Annotated in this window: 21 protein-coding genes; 5 read left to right on the top strand and 16 right to left on the bottom strand. The window is 57.6% G+C overall.

The features are described from left to right. Entirely contained in the window at positions 1-873 is an 873-nt protein-coding gene (locus HZB34_13650) for a hypothetical protein (protein ID MBI5317004.1), read from the top strand. A 49-nt stretch (positions 874-922) separates the two neighbouring features. Here the strand turns inward: HZB34_13650 and HZB34_13655 are convergent, their stop codons facing one another. Continuing rightward, a complete protein-coding gene (locus HZB34_13655; GenBank protein MBI5317005.1) occupies positions 923-2455 on the bottom strand; it encodes a CPBP family intramembrane metalloprotease in 1533 nt (510 codons plus the stop codon). A gap of 207 nt (positions 2456-2662) precedes the next feature. Here HZB34_13655 and HZB34_13660 point away from each other — a divergent pair, with 207 nt between their 5' ends. Beyond that, the gene (locus HZB34_13660; GenBank protein ID MBI5317006.1) at positions 2663-3847 is read left to right on the top strand and encodes an alanine--glyoxylate aminotransferase family protein; all 1185 of its coding nucleotides are present in this window, start codon (positions 2663-2665) and stop codon (positions 3845-3847) included. After that, the gene (locus HZB34_13665; GenBank protein MBI5317007.1) at positions 3844-5058 is read left to right on the top strand and encodes an amidohydrolase family protein; all 1215 of its coding nucleotides are present in this window, start codon (positions 3844-3846) and stop codon (positions 5056-5058) included. Before HZB34_13660 ends, HZB34_13665 begins: the two co-directional genes overlap by 4 nt. A gap of 412 nt (positions 5059-5470) precedes the next feature. On the opposite strand, the gene HZB34_13670 is transcribed toward HZB34_13665, so the two are convergent. Then, positions 5471-6679, bottom strand: a complete 1209-nt coding sequence (locus HZB34_13670) for an MFS transporter (protein ID MBI5317008.1) — start codon at positions 6677-6679, stop codon at positions 5471-5473. A 326-nt stretch (positions 6680-7005) separates the two neighbouring features. After that, positions 7006-7608 carry a plasmid pRiA4b ORF-3 family protein gene (locus HZB34_13675; GenBank protein ID MBI5317009.1) on the bottom strand — a complete coding sequence of 201 codons (603 nt, stop codon included), beginning with the start codon at positions 7606-7608 and terminating at the stop codon, positions 7006-7008. 61 nt (positions 7609-7669) lie between these two features. Here HZB34_13675 and HZB34_13680 point away from each other — a divergent pair, with 61 nt between their 5' ends. Then, complete coding sequence (locus tag HZB34_13680; GenBank protein ID MBI5317010.1) at positions 7670-7837, top strand: hypothetical protein; 168 nt, start codon at positions 7670-7672, stop codon at positions 7835-7837. A gap of 87 nt (positions 7838-7924) precedes the next feature. Here HZB34_13680 and HZB34_13685 read toward each other — a convergent pair whose 3' ends face one another. The 3 genes from HZB34_13685 to HZB34_13695 form a co-directional block, all read right to left on the bottom strand. Then, positions 7925-8422, bottom strand: a complete 498-nt coding sequence (locus HZB34_13685; protein ID MBI5317011.1) for a hypothetical protein — start codon at positions 8420-8422, stop codon at positions 7925-7927. A 320-nt stretch (positions 8423-8742) separates the two neighbouring features. Further along, positions 8743-9378 carry a hypothetical protein gene (locus HZB34_13690; GenBank protein MBI5317012.1) on the bottom strand — a complete coding sequence of 212 codons (636 nt, stop codon included), beginning with the start codon at positions 9376-9378 and terminating at the stop codon, positions 8743-8745. A 156-nt stretch (positions 9379-9534) separates the two neighbouring features. Further along, positions 9535-10176, bottom strand: coding sequence for a DnaJ domain-containing protein (locus HZB34_13695; protein MBI5317013.1), 642 nt, complete (start codon positions 10174-10176; stop codon positions 9535-9537). 131 nt (positions 10177-10307) lie between these two features. Between HZB34_13695 and HZB34_13700 the strand changes: the two genes are divergently transcribed. Beyond that, positions 10308-10943, top strand: coding sequence for a hypothetical protein (locus HZB34_13700; protein MBI5317014.1), 636 nt, complete (start codon positions 10308-10310; stop codon positions 10941-10943). Positions 10944-11055: 112 nt separating this feature from the next. Here the strand turns inward: HZB34_13700 and HZB34_13705 are convergent, their stop codons facing one another. The 10 genes from HZB34_13705 to HZB34_13750 all read right to left on the bottom strand — a co-directional run bounded on the left by HZB34_13705 (position 11056) and on the right by HZB34_13750 (position 19317). Beyond that, the gene (locus tag HZB34_13705; protein ID MBI5317015.1) at positions 11056-12360 is read right to left on the bottom strand and encodes a CCA tRNA nucleotidyltransferase; all 1305 of its coding nucleotides are present in this window, start codon (positions 12358-12360) and stop codon (positions 11056-11058) included. Positions 12361-12481: 121 nt separating this feature from the next. Then, the gene (locus tag HZB34_13710; GenBank protein ID MBI5317016.1) at positions 12482-12808 is read right to left on the bottom strand and encodes a hypothetical protein; all 327 of its coding nucleotides are present in this window, start codon (positions 12806-12808) and stop codon (positions 12482-12484) included. Between the two features lie 168 nt (positions 12809-12976). After that, complete coding sequence (locus HZB34_13715) at positions 12977-13870, bottom strand: hypothetical protein (protein MBI5317017.1); 894 nt, start codon at positions 13868-13870, stop codon at positions 12977-12979. 4 nt (positions 13871-13874) lie between these two features. Continuing rightward, positions 13875-14276: an isoamylase early set domain-containing protein gene (locus tag HZB34_13720; protein ID MBI5317018.1), complete on the bottom strand. Its 402-nt coding sequence runs from the start codon at positions 14274-14276 to the stop codon at positions 13875-13877. Positions 14277-14311: 35 nt separating this feature from the next. Continuing rightward, positions 14312-14992 carry an isoamylase early set domain-containing protein gene (locus HZB34_13725; GenBank protein ID MBI5317019.1) on the bottom strand — a complete coding sequence of 227 codons (681 nt, stop codon included), beginning with the start codon at positions 14990-14992 and terminating at the stop codon, positions 14312-14314. Between the two features lie 3 nt (positions 14993-14995). Further along, positions 14996-15586, bottom strand: coding sequence for a sigma-70 family RNA polymerase sigma factor (locus tag HZB34_13730; GenBank protein MBI5317020.1), 591 nt, complete (start codon positions 15584-15586; stop codon positions 14996-14998). 212 nt (positions 15587-15798) lie between these two features. Then, the gene (locus tag HZB34_13735) at positions 15799-16542 is read right to left on the bottom strand and encodes a transporter (protein MBI5317021.1); all 744 of its coding nucleotides are present in this window, start codon (positions 16540-16542) and stop codon (positions 15799-15801) included. Between the two features lie 344 nt (positions 16543-16886). After that, on the bottom strand, positions 16887-17507 hold the full coding sequence (locus HZB34_13740) for a hypothetical protein (GenBank protein ID MBI5317022.1): 621 nt from the start codon (positions 17505-17507) through the stop codon (positions 16887-16889). An 18-nt stretch (positions 17508-17525) separates the two neighbouring features. Next, positions 17526-18932, bottom strand: coding sequence for a hypothetical protein (locus HZB34_13745; protein MBI5317023.1), 1407 nt, complete (start codon positions 18930-18932; stop codon positions 17526-17528). Positions 18933-18969: 37 nt separating this feature from the next. Continuing rightward, a complete protein-coding gene (locus HZB34_13750) occupies positions 18970-19317 on the bottom strand; it encodes a PilZ domain-containing protein (GenBank protein MBI5317024.1) in 348 nt (115 codons plus the stop codon). Positions 19318-19674 lie beyond the last annotated feature (357 nt).

The following is a 19674-nucleotide window of genomic DNA, read 5'->3' on the forward strand; positions in this document are numbered from 1 at the left end:
ATGAATCCGATCATCATTCTCGGTTCCGGCTATACAGGGAGACACCTCGCCAGTGCGTTGGTCACTACATCACACCCCTTTTTCGCCACAAGCCGCAATCCGGACAAGAACCTGCCTCATGTACCGGCTGACAGTCGCATGAGATTCGATTTGGGAGACCCTTCGACCTGGCCGAACATTCCTGTCGGCGCTGATCTCATCTGGTGTTTTCCAGCCGCCGTGCTCAAACAGGTGCAGGACCTCGCGCGCAAGCTCGACGGGCCACCTCGACGCATCGTGGTACTAGGGAGCACGTCCTCCTATGACGTTGGTCACTCACAAGAGTACCCGCCGCCCTGGATCGACGAGACAGCCCCCATCGATCTGAGCAAACCGCGTGTGCAGGGAGAAGAGTTCCTACGGAAGGACTTCGGAGCGATTGTGCTGCGCGTGGCAGGCATCTACGGCCCAGGTCGCAACCCAGTTGATTGGGTCAGACAAGGTCGAGTCGGTCCATCGCGGAAGTATGTCAATCTGATCCATGTCGAAGACTTGGCCGCCATCTGTCTGCTTGCGCTGGAGAAAGGGAAACCCGGCGAGACCTATAACGTCAGCGACGGCCAACCCCATACCTGGAATGACATCTGCGCAACCGCGCAGCAGCGCTGGGATGTAACTACCACGGCAGTCAACCAAGATCCCTCACCAGGAAAACGAATCAGCAACGCTAAACTTCGCTCAGAGCTAGGTTACGTTCTAAGATATCCAGACTTATACGAGACTGTAGCATTGATCGAATCAACGGACAGAGTGGAGGCACAGGATGGTCAAAATGGCTTTCAGCAAGGCCCGAGGCGAGAGGGAACCGGAGGCGTACCCTCAGGGGTACGTTGAGGATTCCCTTGAGCGGAGAACGAAGCTGAAAGACATTTTCACCATCCTGTTAGCGGAGGATGGCCATGACGGCCAGACACACCAGTAAGTTGTTGATTGCGTGGGCCAGAATCCCCGGCAGAAGGCTTCCGGTCTTTTCGTAGATCCATGCCCAAAGCAGGCCACTCCAACAGACACTCAGTAATCCTACCAATCCATAGCCATGGGCTACGCCGAAAATGACGGCGCTGATCAGCGCCGCAGGCAGAAAACTGAACTTGCGGCGGAGAATGGCAAACAGCAATCCACGAAATGCCAGCTCTTCGAATAGCGGCGCAAAGACCACGTATTCGATTAAACTTATGGCCGTCATGGAGGGCGAAGCCCAGACGAGGTCTGCGTCAAACCATTCGGCCCAGTGACTCGTCAGGTGGAAAGGCTCCAACAACCGTTCCATCACCCATCCCCCCCACAACCCGGCCGCCACCACTGCCGACACAGCAGCAACCAGACGGCCGGCATTGGCCCATCCGATTTCCAGCCCGAATCCATCGTCGAAGGTCATACCGGATGGCCGGAGGAGATAACGATAGGCCAAGAAGAGCAGCGGCGCATTCGTAAGCGGAATGGCCAACGCCCGGAATGGAACATTGTCGGGGGGCGCAACGATCGTAAACAGTCCCGTGAGCACCACACCGATTGCCCCTCCGCGCAACAGGACTGCCGCTCCGATACGGCCAGGCCACGGAGGCGGCACGCCCGGTTCATGCAACCGGATGAAACTGGAAGGCTCATTCCTCCGGATCCAGAGCAGCAGACACACGACCGTGCCGGTCGCCATCGCGACGAGATCAACGAGCGTCAAGCGATGTGACCAGAGGAACTGGCGGTCGACACGTTCAGCCGCCTGTTCCTGAATCCTGGTTGCAAGCTCGGTGTCATTGGCACGATGTGCCAGGCGTTCGGCCAGACGATCATAGAACCAGCCGGCAGGCAACGTCTCTGCCACCTCTGCTTGCAGCAAGACATATTGCTCCGGATCCTGAACCGGCCCTTCGCCGTAGGCTGCCATCACCAGATTGGCAAACTGGGGAAGCGGGTCTTCCGCCTTGGCCCACTCATGGGCTGAGAGGATCGCCTGCGAGACATGACCGGCTTCGGCTTGGAGAATCGCCAACTGTAGAGGCACCAAGGGGTCCTCAGAAATCTCTGACAGTTCTCGATACCATTCAATCTCATGTGCCAGTTCCGTGTCACTGTCGTCTGAGGTCCAAGAAAAAAGCAGCTGTTCCCACCGGGGCGCACGCTTGAGCCCTTCCTGCATATCCATGGTTCGACTGACCATCAGATTGAGCGCTTGCTCAGGTGACTCAACCTGATCCAGCTTGGACGCCGATGCCGACAGCCAGAGGATCGATGCCAGAGCGACCACGAGGAAAAGAGCGGACATTAGTGTGATTGTGGGCGAGAAGCGCACGGAATAGACCCCGACCGCAGGCGGCACGTTTGCCGCTTGCCACCAGGACTTGGACTGCGGCGGCTCGTTGAGAGGCACAGAGGCCGATTCCATCATCGATTGGACTATAACACGCTGTTTTTCCACCTCGAAACCCCTCGGAGTGTGAGGCAACGAAAGAGTGTGGTTGTAATACACGTGGCTGAAAGTCCCCACACTCCGCTATACTAATCCCTCGTTCGTGAGGCATGAGCAAGCCAGGCCTACGCAATAGGCGCGAGGCGCGAACATCAAATTTTCCAGCCTGTCGCGCTTGGCTCGCAAGTCACGCGCGTCTCGCATTCTTGGAGTATTATGGCCGGCAAAAACTTTATTCCTCCGCACAGACTACTCCTTGGCCCCGGGCCAAGCATGGTGCATGCGCGAGTCCTGCGCGCGCTCTCAACTCCCCTGCTCGGCCATTTAGACCCGGCCTTTCTTGCAATCATGGACGAGATCCAAGCCCTGTTGCGCTTCGTCTTTCAGACGAAAAACCGTTTCACCATCGCAGTCTCCGGCACCGGCTCAGCCGGCATGGAAGCCTCGATCGTGAATATCGTTGAGCCGGGCGATGCGGTCATCGTCGGGGTCAACGGCGTATTCGGGACGAGGTGGGCCTCCATCGTCGAACGGTGCGGCGGAAAAGCGATTCGGGTGGAAGCCCCGTGGGGACAGACCATAGAGCCGGAGGCCATTGAACTGGCGTTGCGCCAATCAGGCCCGGTGAAGGCCGTGGCAATCGTGCAAGCCGAGACTTCGACCGGCGTCTGGCAACCGCTCGAGCCGATCTCCCAACTCTGCCGTAAACATGGCGCTCTCTTCCTCGTCGATGCCGTCACTTCTCTTGGAGGCATACCGGTCGACATCGATCACCACAACATCGATGTTTGCTACAGCGCCACGCAAAAATGTCTCAGCTGCCCGCCCGGTTTGTCTCCCTTCACCCTGAGCGATCGTGCGTTGGCTGCCATTAAAGCTCGACGGACCCCCTGCCAGAGTTGGTACCTGGATATGGCCTTGCTCGCGGACTACTGGGCTGAGGGAACCAGGGCCTATCACCACACAGCGCCGATCTCCATGCTCTACGCTCTACGGGAAGCCTTGCGAATCGTTGAAGAAGAGGGTTTGCCTGGCCGCTTCGTTCGCCATCAGCGCAACAGTGAAGCTTTGATCGCCGGCTTGACCGAACTCGGGCTTCCTCCCCTTCCCCCGATAGGACATCGGCTGCCAACCCTGACCTGTGTCACGATTCCTCCTCATATTCCTGAATCTGAATTGCGGGCGAATCTGCTCTCAACCTATGGCATTGAAATAGGCGGCGGGCTCGGCCCACTCAAGGGTAAGGTCTGGCGCATCGGCTTGATGGGTGAATCATCGACCGAGGCTCACGTCTTGACCTTGCTCAATGCGTTGGAAACATTGTTTATACGCGGCGGCTGGCTTTCCACTCCGGGTATTGCGCTCCAGGCTGCCTCACGGATCTATAGCAGCGGGATATGATGAAGTCCTTGACCATTCGCTCAGTTCGCGTCGTCGACGGGACCGGTCGGACGATCGACCGGGCCACGGTCGTCATTCGCGGCGACAGGATTGCCGCGGTCGGACCGGATCGAGACCTTTCTCTCCCACGGGGAACGACCAAGATCGATGGCCGAGGACTCACCCTCTTACCGGGCTTGATCGACTGTCACGTGCATCTCTGCCTGGGAGCCGAACCGGATGTCGTCGACGCAATCACCAAAGAAACGTCCTCTTTCACCTTGCTCAAGTCGAGCAGGGCTGCGCGACAGACCTTGGAGGCAGGCTTCACGACGGTGCGCGACGTAGGATCCCGAGACCACTCGATTTTTACGTTGCAAGAGGCGATCGGCAGGGGTCTCGTTCCCGGACCTCGTATTGTTGCGGCAGGCTTGGCGATTTGCATGGTCGGCGGCCACGCGCGATTTATCGGCCAAGAAGTGGAAGGAGTCCAACAAGTACGAGCTGTCGTGCGAGCGCAGATCGCCGCCGGGGCTTCTGTCATCAAAGTAATTGCATCTGGTGGCGTCCTGACACCAGGCACCTCGCCGGATCAGGCGCAAATGACGGTGGAAGAACTTCAGGCTGCTGTGGAAGAAGCACAACGAGCCGGACGAAAAGTTGCCGCCCATGCCCATGGATCCTCGGGGATGAAAAATGCTGTCCGTGCAGGAGTGCACTCGATCGAGCATGCCACCCTTATGGACCAGGAGGCCGCGGCCATGATGAAAGAGCAGGGTGTCTTCATGGTGCCGACCCTCTCTGCTCTCGCCACCACCGCCGCCTGCCGACCAGGGTGCGGTGTGCCGGAAAGCGCTTTGGACAAGGCCAAGGCGATGACGAAACGTCATACCGTGAGCTTTAAGAACGCCCTGCGGGATGGTATCCAGATTGCGATGGGGACGGACGCCGGAACGCCCTTTAATTTTCACGGTGAGAACGCTCAGGAACTCGAGCGGATGGTCGCCTTCGGGATGAGCCCGATGCAGGCAATTCTCGCATCAACCTCAGCTGCCGCACGTTTGATCGGGATTCAGGACCAGGTGGGAACCATCGAGAAGGGGAAACTGGCAGACCTACTGTTGTTCGAAGGCAATCCGCTCCGGAGTATCGCGCAGCTCCGTGATCGCAGCAGGATCGTCGGGGTCATGCAGGCGGGAGAGTTTGTCGCGGGGCCGCTTTCAAGAACGTGAAACGTTACATCTATTCATCGGTACTTAACCCACATTATTCATGAAGCTTCTGCTGCAAGCGCGGATACGCGGCTGCGACAAGCAGTCTCGCCGTTCAGCCCTTCGACATACTGCACGAGTATGCCTCAGGGCTTCACGACTCCGAGTGCCCGTCTCGCTTCGCGTCTGCGCGCTTTCGCGACGAACCTTCATGAATAATGTGGGTTTATCGGACAGACAAGGCCAGATGAATTCGGGCCTCGAAGGGCCGCTCCCGGCCAGCAGGCGCCAAGCGGATTCAGCCGAGATGGCCAAGAGGATCAACGGACTGTCGGCGCAATAGAGTAGCAGCATGAAAAATAGGGTAGACCGTACCGGCTAAATCGTATGAACGAAGCGCTTGTTCACAGGCCATTGCCTCGCGAGGGTCCTTTCAGAAAGCGGAACCTAAAGCACGCGAAGATTTTTTGCCCCACGCCAGACCCACGAGCGAAACCGCGCAAAAAGCGGCGCCGACATAGAAGGTGAACGATGCCCCAAGGTGATCCCAGAGCAAGCCAGCCAACACGCTCGCCAGTAGCATCGCCAGTCCACTGACCAGGTTAAAAAATCCATATGCCGTGCCGCGCAGATCGGGCGGTGCGGTATTGGCAATCATGGCTGCGAACAAACCCTGCGTCATGCCCATGTGGATGCCCCATAGCGCGACGCCTGCCAATACGACACCCCAATGCCCGCTTGTCGCCAACACTAGATCGGCCGCGATCAACACGATGAAGCCAAGCGCCAACAGCTTGGTATGGCTCATTCGGTCGGAGAGCTTGCCAAAGGGATACGCCGATAGCGCATAGACCAAGTTCATGGCGACCATCACCAGCGGCACTAAGGCAAGTGATATGCCGCTCTGCTGAGCACGCAGCACCAGAAACGCCTCGCTGAACCGAGCCAGGGTGAACACCGCACCGACGCCTACCACCCACCAATACGAGCGGCCAAGGCGTTTGATGTTTTCCCGCCGAAGCGGATTGACGCGCTGACCCCCCTGATGATGTTCTGGCTCACGTAGGCCGAACACCAACAGCGCGACTGCCATCAAGCCGGGAATCACCGCCACCCAGAACACCGCGCGGAAATCGTTGGCCCAGAGCAGCATGACGCCAACGGCCAACAGTGGTCCGATAAAGGCCCCAACGGTATCGAGGGACTGGCGCAAGCCGAACGCGGCACCGCGCAAGTGTGCCGGCACAATGTCCGCGACCAAGGCATCGCGCGGCGCACCTCTTATCCCTTTGCCAATCCGATCCAGCACTCGAGCGGTCAGCACGACGCCCGTCATGGAGGCTGCGGCGAAGAGCGGTTTGCTGAGCGCGCCGATGGTATAGCCAAGTACGGCCAAGCCCTTGCGCTTGCCCAGATAATCGCTGATGGTGCCTGAAAACACCTTGACGATTAGAGCCGTGGATTCACCCAGCCCTTCCACCAAGCCGACTGCTAAAGCGCTAGCGCCAAGGATGGTGACCATGAACAGCGGCAGCAGGCTGTGAATCATCTCCGAAGAAATGTCCATGAGCATACTGACAAAGCCGAGTACCCATACTCCTGCCGGAATTTGTCGAAGAGTGCTCCTTGGAGATGTGGTCATTGTCGATTGGATTTCTGGTAAATCACATAGCGCGGAATTCACATTGTAGTAATCGGCCCCGTCAATAGGCGCGATTGAGGTACGCACGCGATAATTCGCTCGATTATGCACCACCGCAGCGGACAGTTGTGGACTGCCGCAAGGGGTCGGATTCCGATGGGCGAAGAACGACCAAGTCCGGAAGTTCAGCGCCCAGAATCGCACCGCCGTAAAGCGGTCCTCAGCCCTGTCGCATTAACACTGGAGTTACGCTGCGAAGCTCCGAAGTTTGCCAGGCTTCGGCAGTTTCAACTCCTTGTTCGCCAGCACCGTCGCCTCGCGAGCCATCATGGCCCGAATGCGCGCTTCCAGCGAGCGGTAGGGTTCGAGAACCTGACCGTAGACGTCCTGAATCGCTCGGGATCGAAACCACTGCCGACCCAGGTTCGCGTGCGCTCGAACTCCTCATGCTGCGGGTCGAACAGAATCTCCAGCAACTCTGAATAGCCATGAGGACCGCCGCAATCCTCAGGTGGGCACGCTCGCTCTCCGCCGGTGCAACGAGGATACTTGACGCCCTTCGTCCGCGGAACAATTGCCTCAAGTCGGACGTCGTGCTCCCAGCCGTCGCCGAAATCGTACTCGTACATGCCGGTAGCGCCTGCCTCGGGAAAGAACTCCAAGATGGTGTGCTCCCAGTCCGGCAGCACCGAATCCTCACCAACGGGCAAGTCGGGGTCAGGGATCCCGAGCTCGACAGCCCTCGCCTGCGATCGCGGGAAACGAAAGACGTGGAGATGGCGGTCGTCCCACCCCATGGCGTCCTGAATAGCTACATGCAGATCCCAGAGACTGTAGCTGGCAGGGACCTCGACTTCACGCCACACCTGGGGCGCGATGTCGTGTAGCGTAATGCGGAAGCGGAACACCTGCCTGCCGCTCACCACCATCACTCACCCCACAGTCTGGCGAACAATGTTTAGGCGGATCCATAGAAGAACCGGATCTGCCATGTTCTATCCGCGTAACACACCTTCAATGATCGTGAACAATATCCCACACTCGACAGTGGTGCAAATGGCGGCTTTTCAATTCGGTGATCGACCGGTTTGGGTCGGATACCGATGGTCGAAGAACGGCCAAGTGCGGAAGTTCGGCGCCGAGATCGTGCCGCCATAAAGCGGTCCTCAGCCCTGTCGCATTAACGTTCCAGTTCACGCGGCGACGAAGCCAGTCGCGTGGAACCGGTTGTTGGCTGGCAGCTCGTCATACAGGGTACCTCCAAAGAACCGATGGGCGATGCCGCTCGTAAATCCAGACACGACGAAACCTATGCGGGGTCTCGTTAATTAGCGGGAGCATAACGTGATCAGCATGCCATCCGAAATCATCGCCAAACACCGGCACGTCCCCCACCAACCAGTTCTCGTTGTCGTAGTACAGCAATAGCTCAATTGGAGTTCCTGCCGTCTCATAGTGTTTGGCGAGCTTGGTGCGGAGCATTTCACGTTCAGGGAGCTTCACATCGTAGTCGCACATCGAAACTTGCTGAGGGGCAATGCGCATAGCCTTTAGCTTGAGCCTTTGCATCCCTTGGTCAAGTAGACGACCAAGCTCGAAGTAGAGCGGCTCGTCGTTCAAGAGGCATCGAATGTCCGGCTCCCCCTGCGGCCGCGACTCTACAGATGCCAGATCAATGGGAAGCGATGCAGTTCGTACGAACTCCAGGAACACTGCCCGTTCGTGCTCACTCTTTGATGTCACCGTTCGGATCCCGCCAGCCAACAATGTTTAGACGGATCCGCGTAAGAGCTGGACCCGACCATTTCTGTCCGTATAACACGCCCCTACTGTTCGTGAAGAATATGCCATGCTCGTTGCCGTTTCAATGAGTTGCGACGGTAGGACCATTTATCACGGATTCTTATGCGGATCGGCGTAAGCCCCCCTTCTGATAGCGGTCGGTCGTGTACTTCTGCTCTGGGTCGAAAGCGGCCATCGCCTCGGTGACCGGCACGGAAACGGATGGTTCCGCAGGGCTATTCGCGGCAGGTGAAAACACGCCGGCGTTGCGCCACCGGCGTTCAGTCTTCCACGCCCACGCCGATCACGATGAGCACCGCATAGTCCTGCTTCGTGCAGCCCGCGACCGGAGGCATCGCTCCACCTGGCGCAACTGGAAACGCCGTCTTCTGCGCGTTGGCCGGTGAGCACGACCCACCAACCGCCGCCGGTGTATAGCGCGCGGAGCGGCAGGCCAGATGCGTCACGTCATAGAGCGTCGCGCCTTTATCGAGCTCCCAGCGCCTGTCGCCATTCCTGTCGGCGGGATGAATGGTCAACACAGCCGTCACGTCGCGGTTACCCGTGACCATGTATTTGCCGGGAGGGAGCGGAAAGGTCGGCTGCTCCATAATCAAGCCGTGTTCTTCCAGCCACCAGTCCGTGCCATCAAATTTCCAGCGCGCCGGGGCGACGCCACCAGCATCCTTCAACCGTTTATAGCTGTTCAGCTCGACGCCCCGAGGACCCGGGTCCAGAGGCCACAGACCCCAGGATTGCGCGCCGCTTCCGGAGGTCGCACCTGGATCGCCCAACGCCGCGATGAACTGCGTCGATATGCGCTGGAACTTCGTCTGACCTCCGCCTGCGGCGTGAACCGGTTGAGCCACGGCGGCTATCGTCACCAGCAACGCCGTCGCAAGGCATGCGCGGCGAATGAGGCCCTGCGTTCTCCTCGTGAGCGCCAACAGGGCCCCTCGCGGTACATGGGTTCGCACCCCGATCGTTCTGAGTTCTGAAATCATCTCTCGACGTTCCTTTCAGAACTGGTCAGCAACAACTCGATCACCGCCGTGTCCTTATACGTTTCACGTTTAACGTCTTTCATAGAACAACTCCAGCGCGGCCGAGAAGCCCTTCATCCGTCCCTGGCGAAACACCTCTTCCAGCCGACCTCGTATAAACCTCACGCCACTCTCATCGCCCCGTTTCGCCACGCCTTGGGACAGCAGCATCTCCGTCGCCACTTCAAGGAGCCGCTCCTTGCGTCCCTCCATCTCAGCGGTCGCCAGCTCCTCCATCACCTCCGATGCCCGCTCCCGAATGATCTCTTCTTTAAATGTATCGTACCCTTGATCCGCCACGGTTCGCTCGCGAATCACGGCGAGTTCTGCCTTGACCCGCTTCACATCTTTCATCAAGACTGCGAACACTTCCTTGCGCCCCTCATCGAACAGTTTCTGCTCCATCTCGTCGACAATGACGGCTGGATCGGCTGCTTCATCCCGCTCAGTTTCATCTCCCCAAGTGAGCCGGTCATAGGTCCGCCGTTTGTCCGGATCGCCGACGACCTCGTAAGCTGCATTCAGTTCACGGATTTTCGCTTCGGCCTGAGCGCTATCGGGGTTACGGTCAGGATGGTGCTGAAAGACCAGCTTCCGGTAGGCCTTCTTGATTGCGTCGTCGGACGCATCGCGCGAGACCCCCAGCACCCGGTAGAAATCGATACGTCCCATGGCGAGGAACTATAGCATGGGGCTTCGAAGGGCTTCACCTTGACTCCTCATTCGAACAACTCTCGCCTGACGCTGCCACGGAACGGTCCACGACCCTTGACATCCCGGCAAAAGGGCTTATCTATATAGCTATGACAAACACACCATCGCCCAAAGTTCTGACCCATGACGAGAAGAAAGCCGCGGACGCGGCCTTTAGCGGCCGCCCGTTCGATGAGGCCTGGTCTGCCGCAGCCAGAACGGTCTACGACGGTATAGTAATGGCCTTGCCTCAGAGGGACGCCACGATTTCCACGCCAAGCGAGCCTCTCCAACCTCAAGAACCTCTCGCCCAGGAGCACGTCGCTGAGCAAGAGGTGGCAGTAGAGGGGACTGTAATGCCTTCAACCATTCACGACCGGGAAATGGCGATTCAGGCCGGAATCTTGATCGACGTGACGCCGACCGCCTTGCAACTCGGTATCACATTCCCTGTCACGATTACGCGGCCGCTCTGGGAGATGGGAATTGCCACAACTCAACCACTCCCGGAAGAAGATCAAACCGGACGGTTGCGCGACATTCTGATGGCGTTTCGTCTGCGCCTGGCCAGCCTGACAACTGTGTCTCCGCTTCTCGACTTTCCGGTTCTGCTGGCCTTGCCGCCAAACAGGGTTCCACAGCCGGTGCCTTTGTTTGCCCTCATTCAACCGGACCCCGCACACCAGGCGAATGTGACGCTCTTGTTGCCACAGGAAGTGTCGCTATCCATCAGTTCGCTGAATTAGGCAGGATTCTGAAAAAGTCCGCCAGAAGAAGACCGTTGTTTAGTTTATTTGGTTTGTCTCGTTTGTTTGGTTGAACTAGATAGGCCAGACAGACTGGCCTTGTCCCTGCCTGCTAACCGAACCGTTTCTTAACAAAAGCGCGCTCCTCCGCCTCGGTTGTGATCACGCCATCGATGCGCGCGCCCAATAATTTCCCCAAGATGGTTTTGTACTGCGGTCCTGGTTTCAACCCCATAGACTGAAGATCCCGCCCCGTCAGTGATGACTTGACCGTTCTGCTCTTCGTGTATGCAACAAGATGTCGTTTCAGCAGAGTTAGCCGCACGTCGTGTCGCATCGCGACTTGCCTTGCGAGAAGCAGCACGAGGGCCTCGTCCGAGAATTCTGCCAAGAGGCGATACACCTGCGATGGTCGTATCGCCCTTGCATCGGTAAGTCTCTTCCTTGCGCGATCGATCCGCCTTCCTCCGACCGTCACGTTCCTGGCCTGTTCTCGTGACAGCGCAAGCCGCCGGATCATCGTGGCGACCACGAGTGGGCTGGACTCACCCGACAAGCCCATCAGATACAGGATCGGCCTGTCGATCGCAGAGTCCTGGAATCGGCTCACCCACCAGGCGAGTGCCTTTGGAACGGCAGTGACCGTTCGCTTCACCTTCGTCGTGTAGCGCAGACGGCGATGGAGGAAGCGAAGCAATTTCAGCTGCTCTAGTCGCGCAATCGCGCGTACAGGATCTCCCTCGGCGAACAACAACAGGATTTCGTTCCGCAATCGAGGGCCGGAGAGTCGCTGGATCAAATTTGTAGAGACCGCTTGAGCGAGTAGGCGCGCTGTGGTGCGCTCAAGGTGGAAGCCGAACCGTTGTTCGAACCGGATCGCTCTGAAGATGCGCGTGGGATCGTCCAGGAAACTGCCTGCGTGCAGTACACGAATGGTGCGAGCCCGCAGATCGCGTTGCCCTTCGTAGGGATCGAGCACCAGACCGAACTGCCGCTGGTTGAGTTGCACCGCGATGGCATTGATCGTGAAATCCCGCCGAGAGAGATCCTCTTTAATCGACGAATGCTGAACCGTCGGCAGGAGGGCTGGCTGCGCGTAGGACTCTCGCCTAGTCGTCGCGATATCCATCTTGAGGCCATTTGGAAACGTAAGCCGCGCCGTTGCAAACCGCTCAAATACCGCCAGCCCGGCCCCGTACCGGCTTGCCACCAGCCTCGCGAAGGCGATTCCATCTCCCTCCACAGTAAGATCAAGATCCCAATTCCCCCGCTTCAGCAAGAGATCGCGCACCACTCCGCCGACAAGATAGACGGACAGGCTTCGCTCGTCTGCGAGCCAGCCGATTTGCCTCAATAGCCGGAGATGGCCCGCAGGCAATCGGTTGAGTGAAATGACCTGCTTGCTCCGGCTCCTCATGGCGCCATTGTAGCAAGCTCCCCGGAAGTCTGTCTGGTCGGGATGGTCTGACTGAACGAAACGAGGGGCTCACGATTCGGATCGTGAGCCCCCCTTCTTATCTCCACCGATACGCTTCTCGTTACTGATGCCGCTTCCCTTGAACATCGTGCTTCTCTCGGGCAATTTGGTGCGAGGCGCGATTCTGCGCCTTGTTAATCCTGGCCCGCTCTTTTTTCGTCACGACGCCATCGGCTTTTGCTTTGCCTTCCACCTTGTTGATGTGTCGCTGCTGCCTGTTTAGCCGGTTGGCTTCCCGCTTATTCAGCTGCCCACTGACAACTCCCTGATCGACCCGCTGTTCCTGATTCGCCTGTCTCTGGTCGATCACCGGCGTTTCAGCCTCCGCATAGGCCATTCCGGTCATCAGCAACGCCATTGCAGTGACTGTGAACAATACTCTTTTCATCGCGACCTCCTGGTGTGTGATTATGATGTCTCCTTGCATCGAGTCACCTGCGATCTCCCAAGACGTGACTAGACGAAGAGCGGCCTGACCCACAGGCTTTCTAGACGACACCAGTACTGTACGGGGTTTTTAAGGAAATGAAAGAAAAGAGAAGAATGCGGGTATTAATTAGTGGTCGCGCCCGCCGCCACCACCACCCCCACCACCGTCCGATCGCCCGCCTCGGTCGTCGCGGGCATCACCACGGTCAGGACGTTCACCGCGATCATCCCGCCCACCGCGATCCGAATCTCTGCCCCGATCTATCCGCTCCCCGCCCCGATCCCCGCCGCCGGACCCGCTGTGACCCTGGTCGCGGAACAGCCGATCGCTCCGCTCACCTCTGGAAATCTGATCGCGAACAGACTCCGTGGTGATACGACCCTCGCGGAATTCTTGCCCATGCCGTTTCATTTCGCGCGCAAGGTCCGCCAACTCAGACGGACGAAAGCCCTGGCGCATGCCCTCCGCCACAACCGCCGCGCCGTCTTTCGAAGGGATATGTGCTTCCTTGATCACCGCTAAACTTTTGGCGCCCATCGCCAGCGTGTCTTCGCTCATCCTTTGTCCCTGGTGCTGTCCCATTCTCGCCAATTCGCGCACTTCATCGACTGTAGCTCCGCGACCGAGTGCTTCCGCCAACGATTCCATGGCTCGCTGACGGTTACCTTGATCCTGATCGACCATCCCCTTCGCCACCGATTCTTGCAACACCTCTTTGGCCGACTCGAAGTTCCCCACCATCTGTTTCAACACCGGATCGATTCGCCTCGGCTCCACACCCTTCGCCAATCCTTCCTTCAGCTTATTCGCCAACGGCTCGGTCGGAAGGCCTCTATCGCCGGCCTTATTCACCTGTTCCAGCAACCGATTGACCTCTTCCGCCGAATGCCCCCTTGCCGCACGCAGCCGATCGATCGCCTCACGATCCTGCATCGAAAGCGGTTCTGCCAGGGCCGGAATGGCGGGCAGGCTCAAGGCCAGGCAGAGAAGCCACACGTGTATGTCGACTCGCTTGCTCATAGCCTTAGTGGACGATCACAACTCCGTTCGTTTGTCCGAATCCGTCCGTCACAAAATCTTCAGCCGCGGGAGGCGTCACCCACCTTGTCCCATCAACCAGATACATGAAGGTATATTCTCCAACTTTCAACGGCACATCCACCGACCAGAAACCTGTTCCATCCCTCATCTTCATCTTGATTGCCTCTTCGGCCCACCCGTTAAAGGAACCCACCAGCGCCACCTTCTTGGCTTCCGGCGCCAACAGCACGAATCGCACACCACCGGCAACAGGCTTCGGCAACTCCGGCTTTTGTATCGTCTTCGCGCAGGCCGACAGACCGACGATCATGTATGCGGCCGTGACGACGCACATGAAGCGGCTGAAGCATGCGGACAGTGTCACCATGCACGAAAGAGTACCCAACAGCCCGATCCGTTGCAAGGGACCGGCTCGGAGGCTCAGATGGCGACATCGAGCACCGCATTCTGTGCTCCAAATCCATCACCTGCTCCTTCCTCCGCCAAGGGATCGGCGATCCACTGTTTACCGTCAATCACGAACATGTACTGATACCGGCCCGGCTTCAGGGCGATCGTCGCAGTCCACATACCGCCTTCGGATCGCTCCAACTTGGTCTGGGCAGGATTCCAGCCATTGAAATCTCCGGCGACCGAGACAGAACGAGCCTCAGGCTGTAAGAGCACCAGACGCACGTATACCTTCGTCTCTTGCCCACTGCCGAGCGAGACTGTCTGCGCAGGCGTTGCAGCCACCGGTACTTCGACGATACGCTCCGGCCTTATCTGCACCAAGGCCCAGACAGCCACGAGGGCGACACAGGCAGTCGCCAGCGCTCCGGTCAAGTTCCATTCCAACGTGCGGGGTACAGTAAAGAGTTCCGCCATCCGGTCGAAGAACCCCTTCGGCATCTTATCGAGCTTGGCCAGCACCCCTGCGGTAAATTGGCTCGACGGTGCGATCTTGGGAAGCCGTGCTGCCTCCGACAGGACCATTTCAAGATTCAACCACTGTCGGCGCAACCGGGGATCAGCATCGACGGTTTCGAGGAACCGTACTCGCTCCTCGGGCGCCAAATCCTGATCGAGAAACCGTTGTATCAAGAGATCCTGGTCATCCATAGATCACCTCGCCACAGGAGGCCGACTGTCGTTGAACTCCGCCAACTCGCGGCTCAATTGCACCCGCCCCTTGTAGACCCGCATCTTCAATGTATCCCCGTTTACCCCAAGAATCTCTTCCATCTCTTCGTAACTGAGTCCTTCGACGTGCTTTAAGATAAATGCCTCCCGGTAGAGGGGCGGCAACCGCTGGATTGCCCGGTCCAGATGATCAGCCACCTGCTGCTGCGAAAGAATCCGCTCCGGGGTCCTGGCCTCCACTACCTGCTTATCCGCCACCGTGTCCACCTCGACATCGAGCTGCTCAGGCCGTTTGGCACGGAGCCAATCTTTACACTTGTTCGCCGCAATCCGATAGAGCCAGGTCGAAAACTTCGCATCGGCTCGAAATGTCGGAAGGGCCTTGAATGCCGCGATGAAAGTCTCTTGCGCAAGATCCTCCGCATCGGTCCGATTCCCCACCATCCGATAGGCCAGATTAATCGTCACAGTGGCATAACGATCGACCAGCTGCCCAAAGGCTTCGTGATCCTGTTTCAGGCTGCGGGCGATGAGTCTGGCCTCATCAACCCCTCCCTGTGGCTCAAGCGGCATACCCACCATCATATATAGACCAGGCCGCTCAGAACCCTTCAACACTTCTACTGAATATGACGAGCGACCGGCCGATTCGTAAACAGGCGGCTTCTACTGACCTATCAAGGCGTCAGATGTCGCCAAAACATCAATGCTTTCAACTACAAAGATTTTTTCGAGGAGCGCCATTCTATATTGCGCGCAAGACTGGCGGGATGCTTTGTGTCTACTTAGAAGCGATAGCTGGTTCCCAATGTGAACGCATAATCCGGCGCTCCGTTGGACACCCCGACTGTCACCCCGGCATTGTACCGCCAGGCATCAGAGGCCTTGTAGTTGCCGGCAAAATAGAAGTCGCGGATGTTCTGCCGTCCGGACACGAGCGACCGGTACTCTTCGAAGTAGACGCTGGTGAGCAGGTTTTTCGTCCAATAGTACCCAGCCCCCACGTCATACCACCACTGGTTCCGCAGCTCCAGCCCCTCGGGCCGTCCAATAACGTTAAAGCCTCCGTCGAGAAACGTGAGCCATTTCTCACCCAACAACTTGGACACTTCCGCTCCGACCCCTTCGTCCATTTTTCCGGTGCCCAATCCCTGACTCGCACTCGCTGTAGGAATTTTCAGGCGACCGGTAAGGGCGACTAACGGGAGATAGTCTCTCTCTTCAAGAACGTAGTAGCGCCCCCTGATGATGATGTCTCCGATTCCGGAAGTCGTCACATCATTGCCTTGCACACGAGTCGTCAGCCCTCCAGTGCATGCAGGATTATTGTTATTATTTCCAGGGCCACTATTAGAACATGTGTTGTTATTTTGATTTCCCGGTCCGCTATTACTACCGCTACCTTGGATCTGAACTGGGTTCCCTCCAACGAACGTGGTTTGCCCATCGGTCGTCGCTGTCACAAACGGAATCACCACCGCCACATCGCCATCGCGAAAGAACCTCCGCACAGAAATAGGTGCATACAAAAATGTGCTCGTTGTATCCGTTCCAAAGTTTCCACTTGAGTAACTCGGGGAAAAGCCAATTTGCCAATTCCGAATGGCGGCCGGTTGAACCTCAGAAGCCGATTGCGTCTCGGAGGCCGGTCGAGTCCCTTGGTCTATCCTATCTGCTGCCAATCCAGCGCTCGCCGTCACGACGAGACTTAGAATCCCCCCAATGACCCTGCTGCTCCACCTATCCATTCCGGTTTTCCCTAATACGGTACGGCACTAGTATTGAACCTGCTGCGAGGCCCCGGAAACAGACCGAGCGATGCCACCGGATGGTGGCATCGCTCGGTGCACGTCACATTGTGCAACTGTTCAGTTCAGTGCCGCCCCTGTCGTCCCTCTCGCTCCGGCCTCTCCAGTTGATCCGGCCTCTGGTGGAGTTCAACCCGGTCCGGTCGATTGGGCTGATCCATCTGAGCCGTCCTGGCATTATCGCGCCCTTCCCTCCCATGATCACCGGCCACGTGATCGGCACGGTCTAGGCCGCGTAGTTCCCCACCGCTGTTGGAGCGACGGTCTTCACGCCGGTCCTCTCGGCGATCCATTTGCCGGTCTTCCTGCCTGACATCACCGCTCTGTGAGACTCGATTATCATCCTGACCGCCTCGACCACTATTCTCCTCACTGTGCCCAGAGCCACTATTGGCAGAACCGTGCCCGCTGTTTGCCGAGCCAGGTCCACTGTTCTCCGACCCGGACCCGCTATTGACCGACCCCGGTCCGCTGTTTTCGCTCCCGCCACGACCGCCCCGGTTATCAACTCGACGGCCATCACGATTGTTTGCACTTTCGAGCCTGACACCGCTCGTCGTCTTCTGCGACGCCCCGGGGGTATCCACCTGACCACTCTGGATCGAAGGAGCTGTCTGGGCCAACACCGGGGTTGCCACGATTGCCAGAGTACTCGCAACCAGGACCAACCTCGTAAAACGTATCATGTTTCTCCTCCTTTTCAATTAATCTTCCAGTTCCGCTTCACGCCACGTCACCACGCCGTTGGCCAGCCGGCCCTTCACCTTGACCAGTGTCCCCTCCTTCACGACATTGAAGAAGGCTGCGCGGCCGATGATTTGATCATTCAGCCCTTCAAAGTTGTCGTTGCTGATCGTCGAAGTATCGACCGCCACTTCCAGGATCGTCAGGACCTGACCGGAGACTGACTGCACCGGTCCCTGGAGATCCACATCATCGTCCTGCGACCTCTGTTCGACTCGTGTCGCGATCACGGAGTTGCTGCTCCCCAGGCGGCCACGGACTCTCACGTGGTTCCCGCCCGACAAATTATTTCCACCCTCCGTCTGACTATTCACAGTGACCGTGATACCTGGAAGTCCGTCGATCGTGAAGGTATTCCCGTTGATCGTGGCAATGTTCCCCTCCAGCTTCACCGCCGCATGGAACTTCACATGCTTGGCCGTCAAAATCCCGTCAGCCAACCGGCCTTCGGCAGACAGTTTCGCTCCCACGACGATCTCGTCGATCGTGCCGCCTCGAAACTCCGTGCTTGGAGTCGTTTGCACATGGGTTGTCCCGATAAAGAAGTCCCCAACACCTACAACCTGGGTCACGAATCCTTCCACTTCGAATTCGTCCATATTATTGCCGAAGCCCTGATTTTCCCGCTCGACCTTTGTGGCAACGAGAGTCGTCGTCACAGAATTGAAGTTCGTTCCTTTTATTTCCACGAAGAGCCCATTCCAGTTGCTCCCACTCGGAGTCGGCATGTTGTCGATCAGCGATGTCGAGTAATCCACAGTTAAATTCCCGATTTTGAAGGTCTTCGCGGTCGCGTCATGCAGGCTCACAAACCCACGCACTTCAGGCGTCACTCCGACCAATTTCTTTTCGATGAACGTCGCCTGGATCACTCCGTCCGGCCTGATATGCCCATTCACCTCCACAAAGTCTCCAGCGGCGAGATTGCCAATGTTCCCGTTAAGACCATTGCTGTCATCGATCAGGGTCGTACTATCGACCAACACAGTTTGCCCCATAACCACCAGGCTCAGCCTGTCCGCCGCGATCGACTGCACCAAACCCTCTACCGCATCCTTCTGCTGAACTGTGCTGGCTGACCGTTGGTCTCCGTTGAACGAGCCGGTAACCGTTACTGTCATGCCAAGTTTGAGGTCACCCTGGCTGCCAGACTGGCCGTCGACTGTGAATGACGACCCGCTCGTGTCGAATCTTTTGCCGTTCACAAATACACTGCCGAAACCGGTAACGGTACCGGACGAGGCAGCTGATCCGCTGGCGCTGCCGGTTGCCGGACTGGACGACCCCCCGCCACCGCCGCAGGCACTGAGCAATCCCACCAAGCCAACTGCGCCGAGAAGATTGAATAAGAAAGATGACCGTCTCATGAAATGATCCCCCTGTGTTAGAAATTTGACTTCCAATCTAAAATATGAACTTGAGCCCGACAAAAACCGCGCCCTCGCCATCGGATTTGCCGAACGGTAACGGTTTTGTCCAACACACTTCAGCGAGGGTCGGAACTTCTGCCATGTTGATGGGCGTCGGCATATGGACCTTCATCACTTGTTCGATCGCCGGGGCCTGATCCATCAAGACCAGCATTCCTCCATTGCTGATGTTCAGAGAGAGCAATTCCCCTCTGTGGGTCGACGCAGCCGGGGTTTCTCCCTGTATCGTCATCTCGTATGGTATCGGCCTCAACAACGTCGCCCGCGCGCTGTGACTTCTCTGACTATCTGTGATCGGCCAGTCCCAGCCTGTCTGTGTCATCTCGCGTCTCCTTTGTAAAAAACTTTCTACGACCTCAATCTCATGACGGTTCACATTTTCTAAGGCGAGAGCCGGCGGGATCGCACTCTCTCTCCAACCTCATCTGATGGGTTAGACGGAGCAGGGGGGGAAAGGTAAACAGGGAATGCGGGCGTCTTACAGGATGTCTTGAAAGAAGGCCCATGGCCGCGTCGGCGGAGTGGTAGGTCAGTCACGTTCCGCTGTAATTTGGTAATTACTGGCCATCCCGGCCCTCTCCGATTAGGGGGGAGAATCTATATCAAGGGGAATCTATATAAAATGGTTAATGGCTTTCAATCGTTTCCTGGAGCCATTTTGAGACTTTAGCTAGCTTTT

It is taken from the genome of Nitrospirota bacterium, from assembly GCA_016219645.1.
Lineage (GTDB): Bacteria > Nitrospirota > Nitrospiria > Nitrospirales > Nitrospiraceae > Palsa-1315.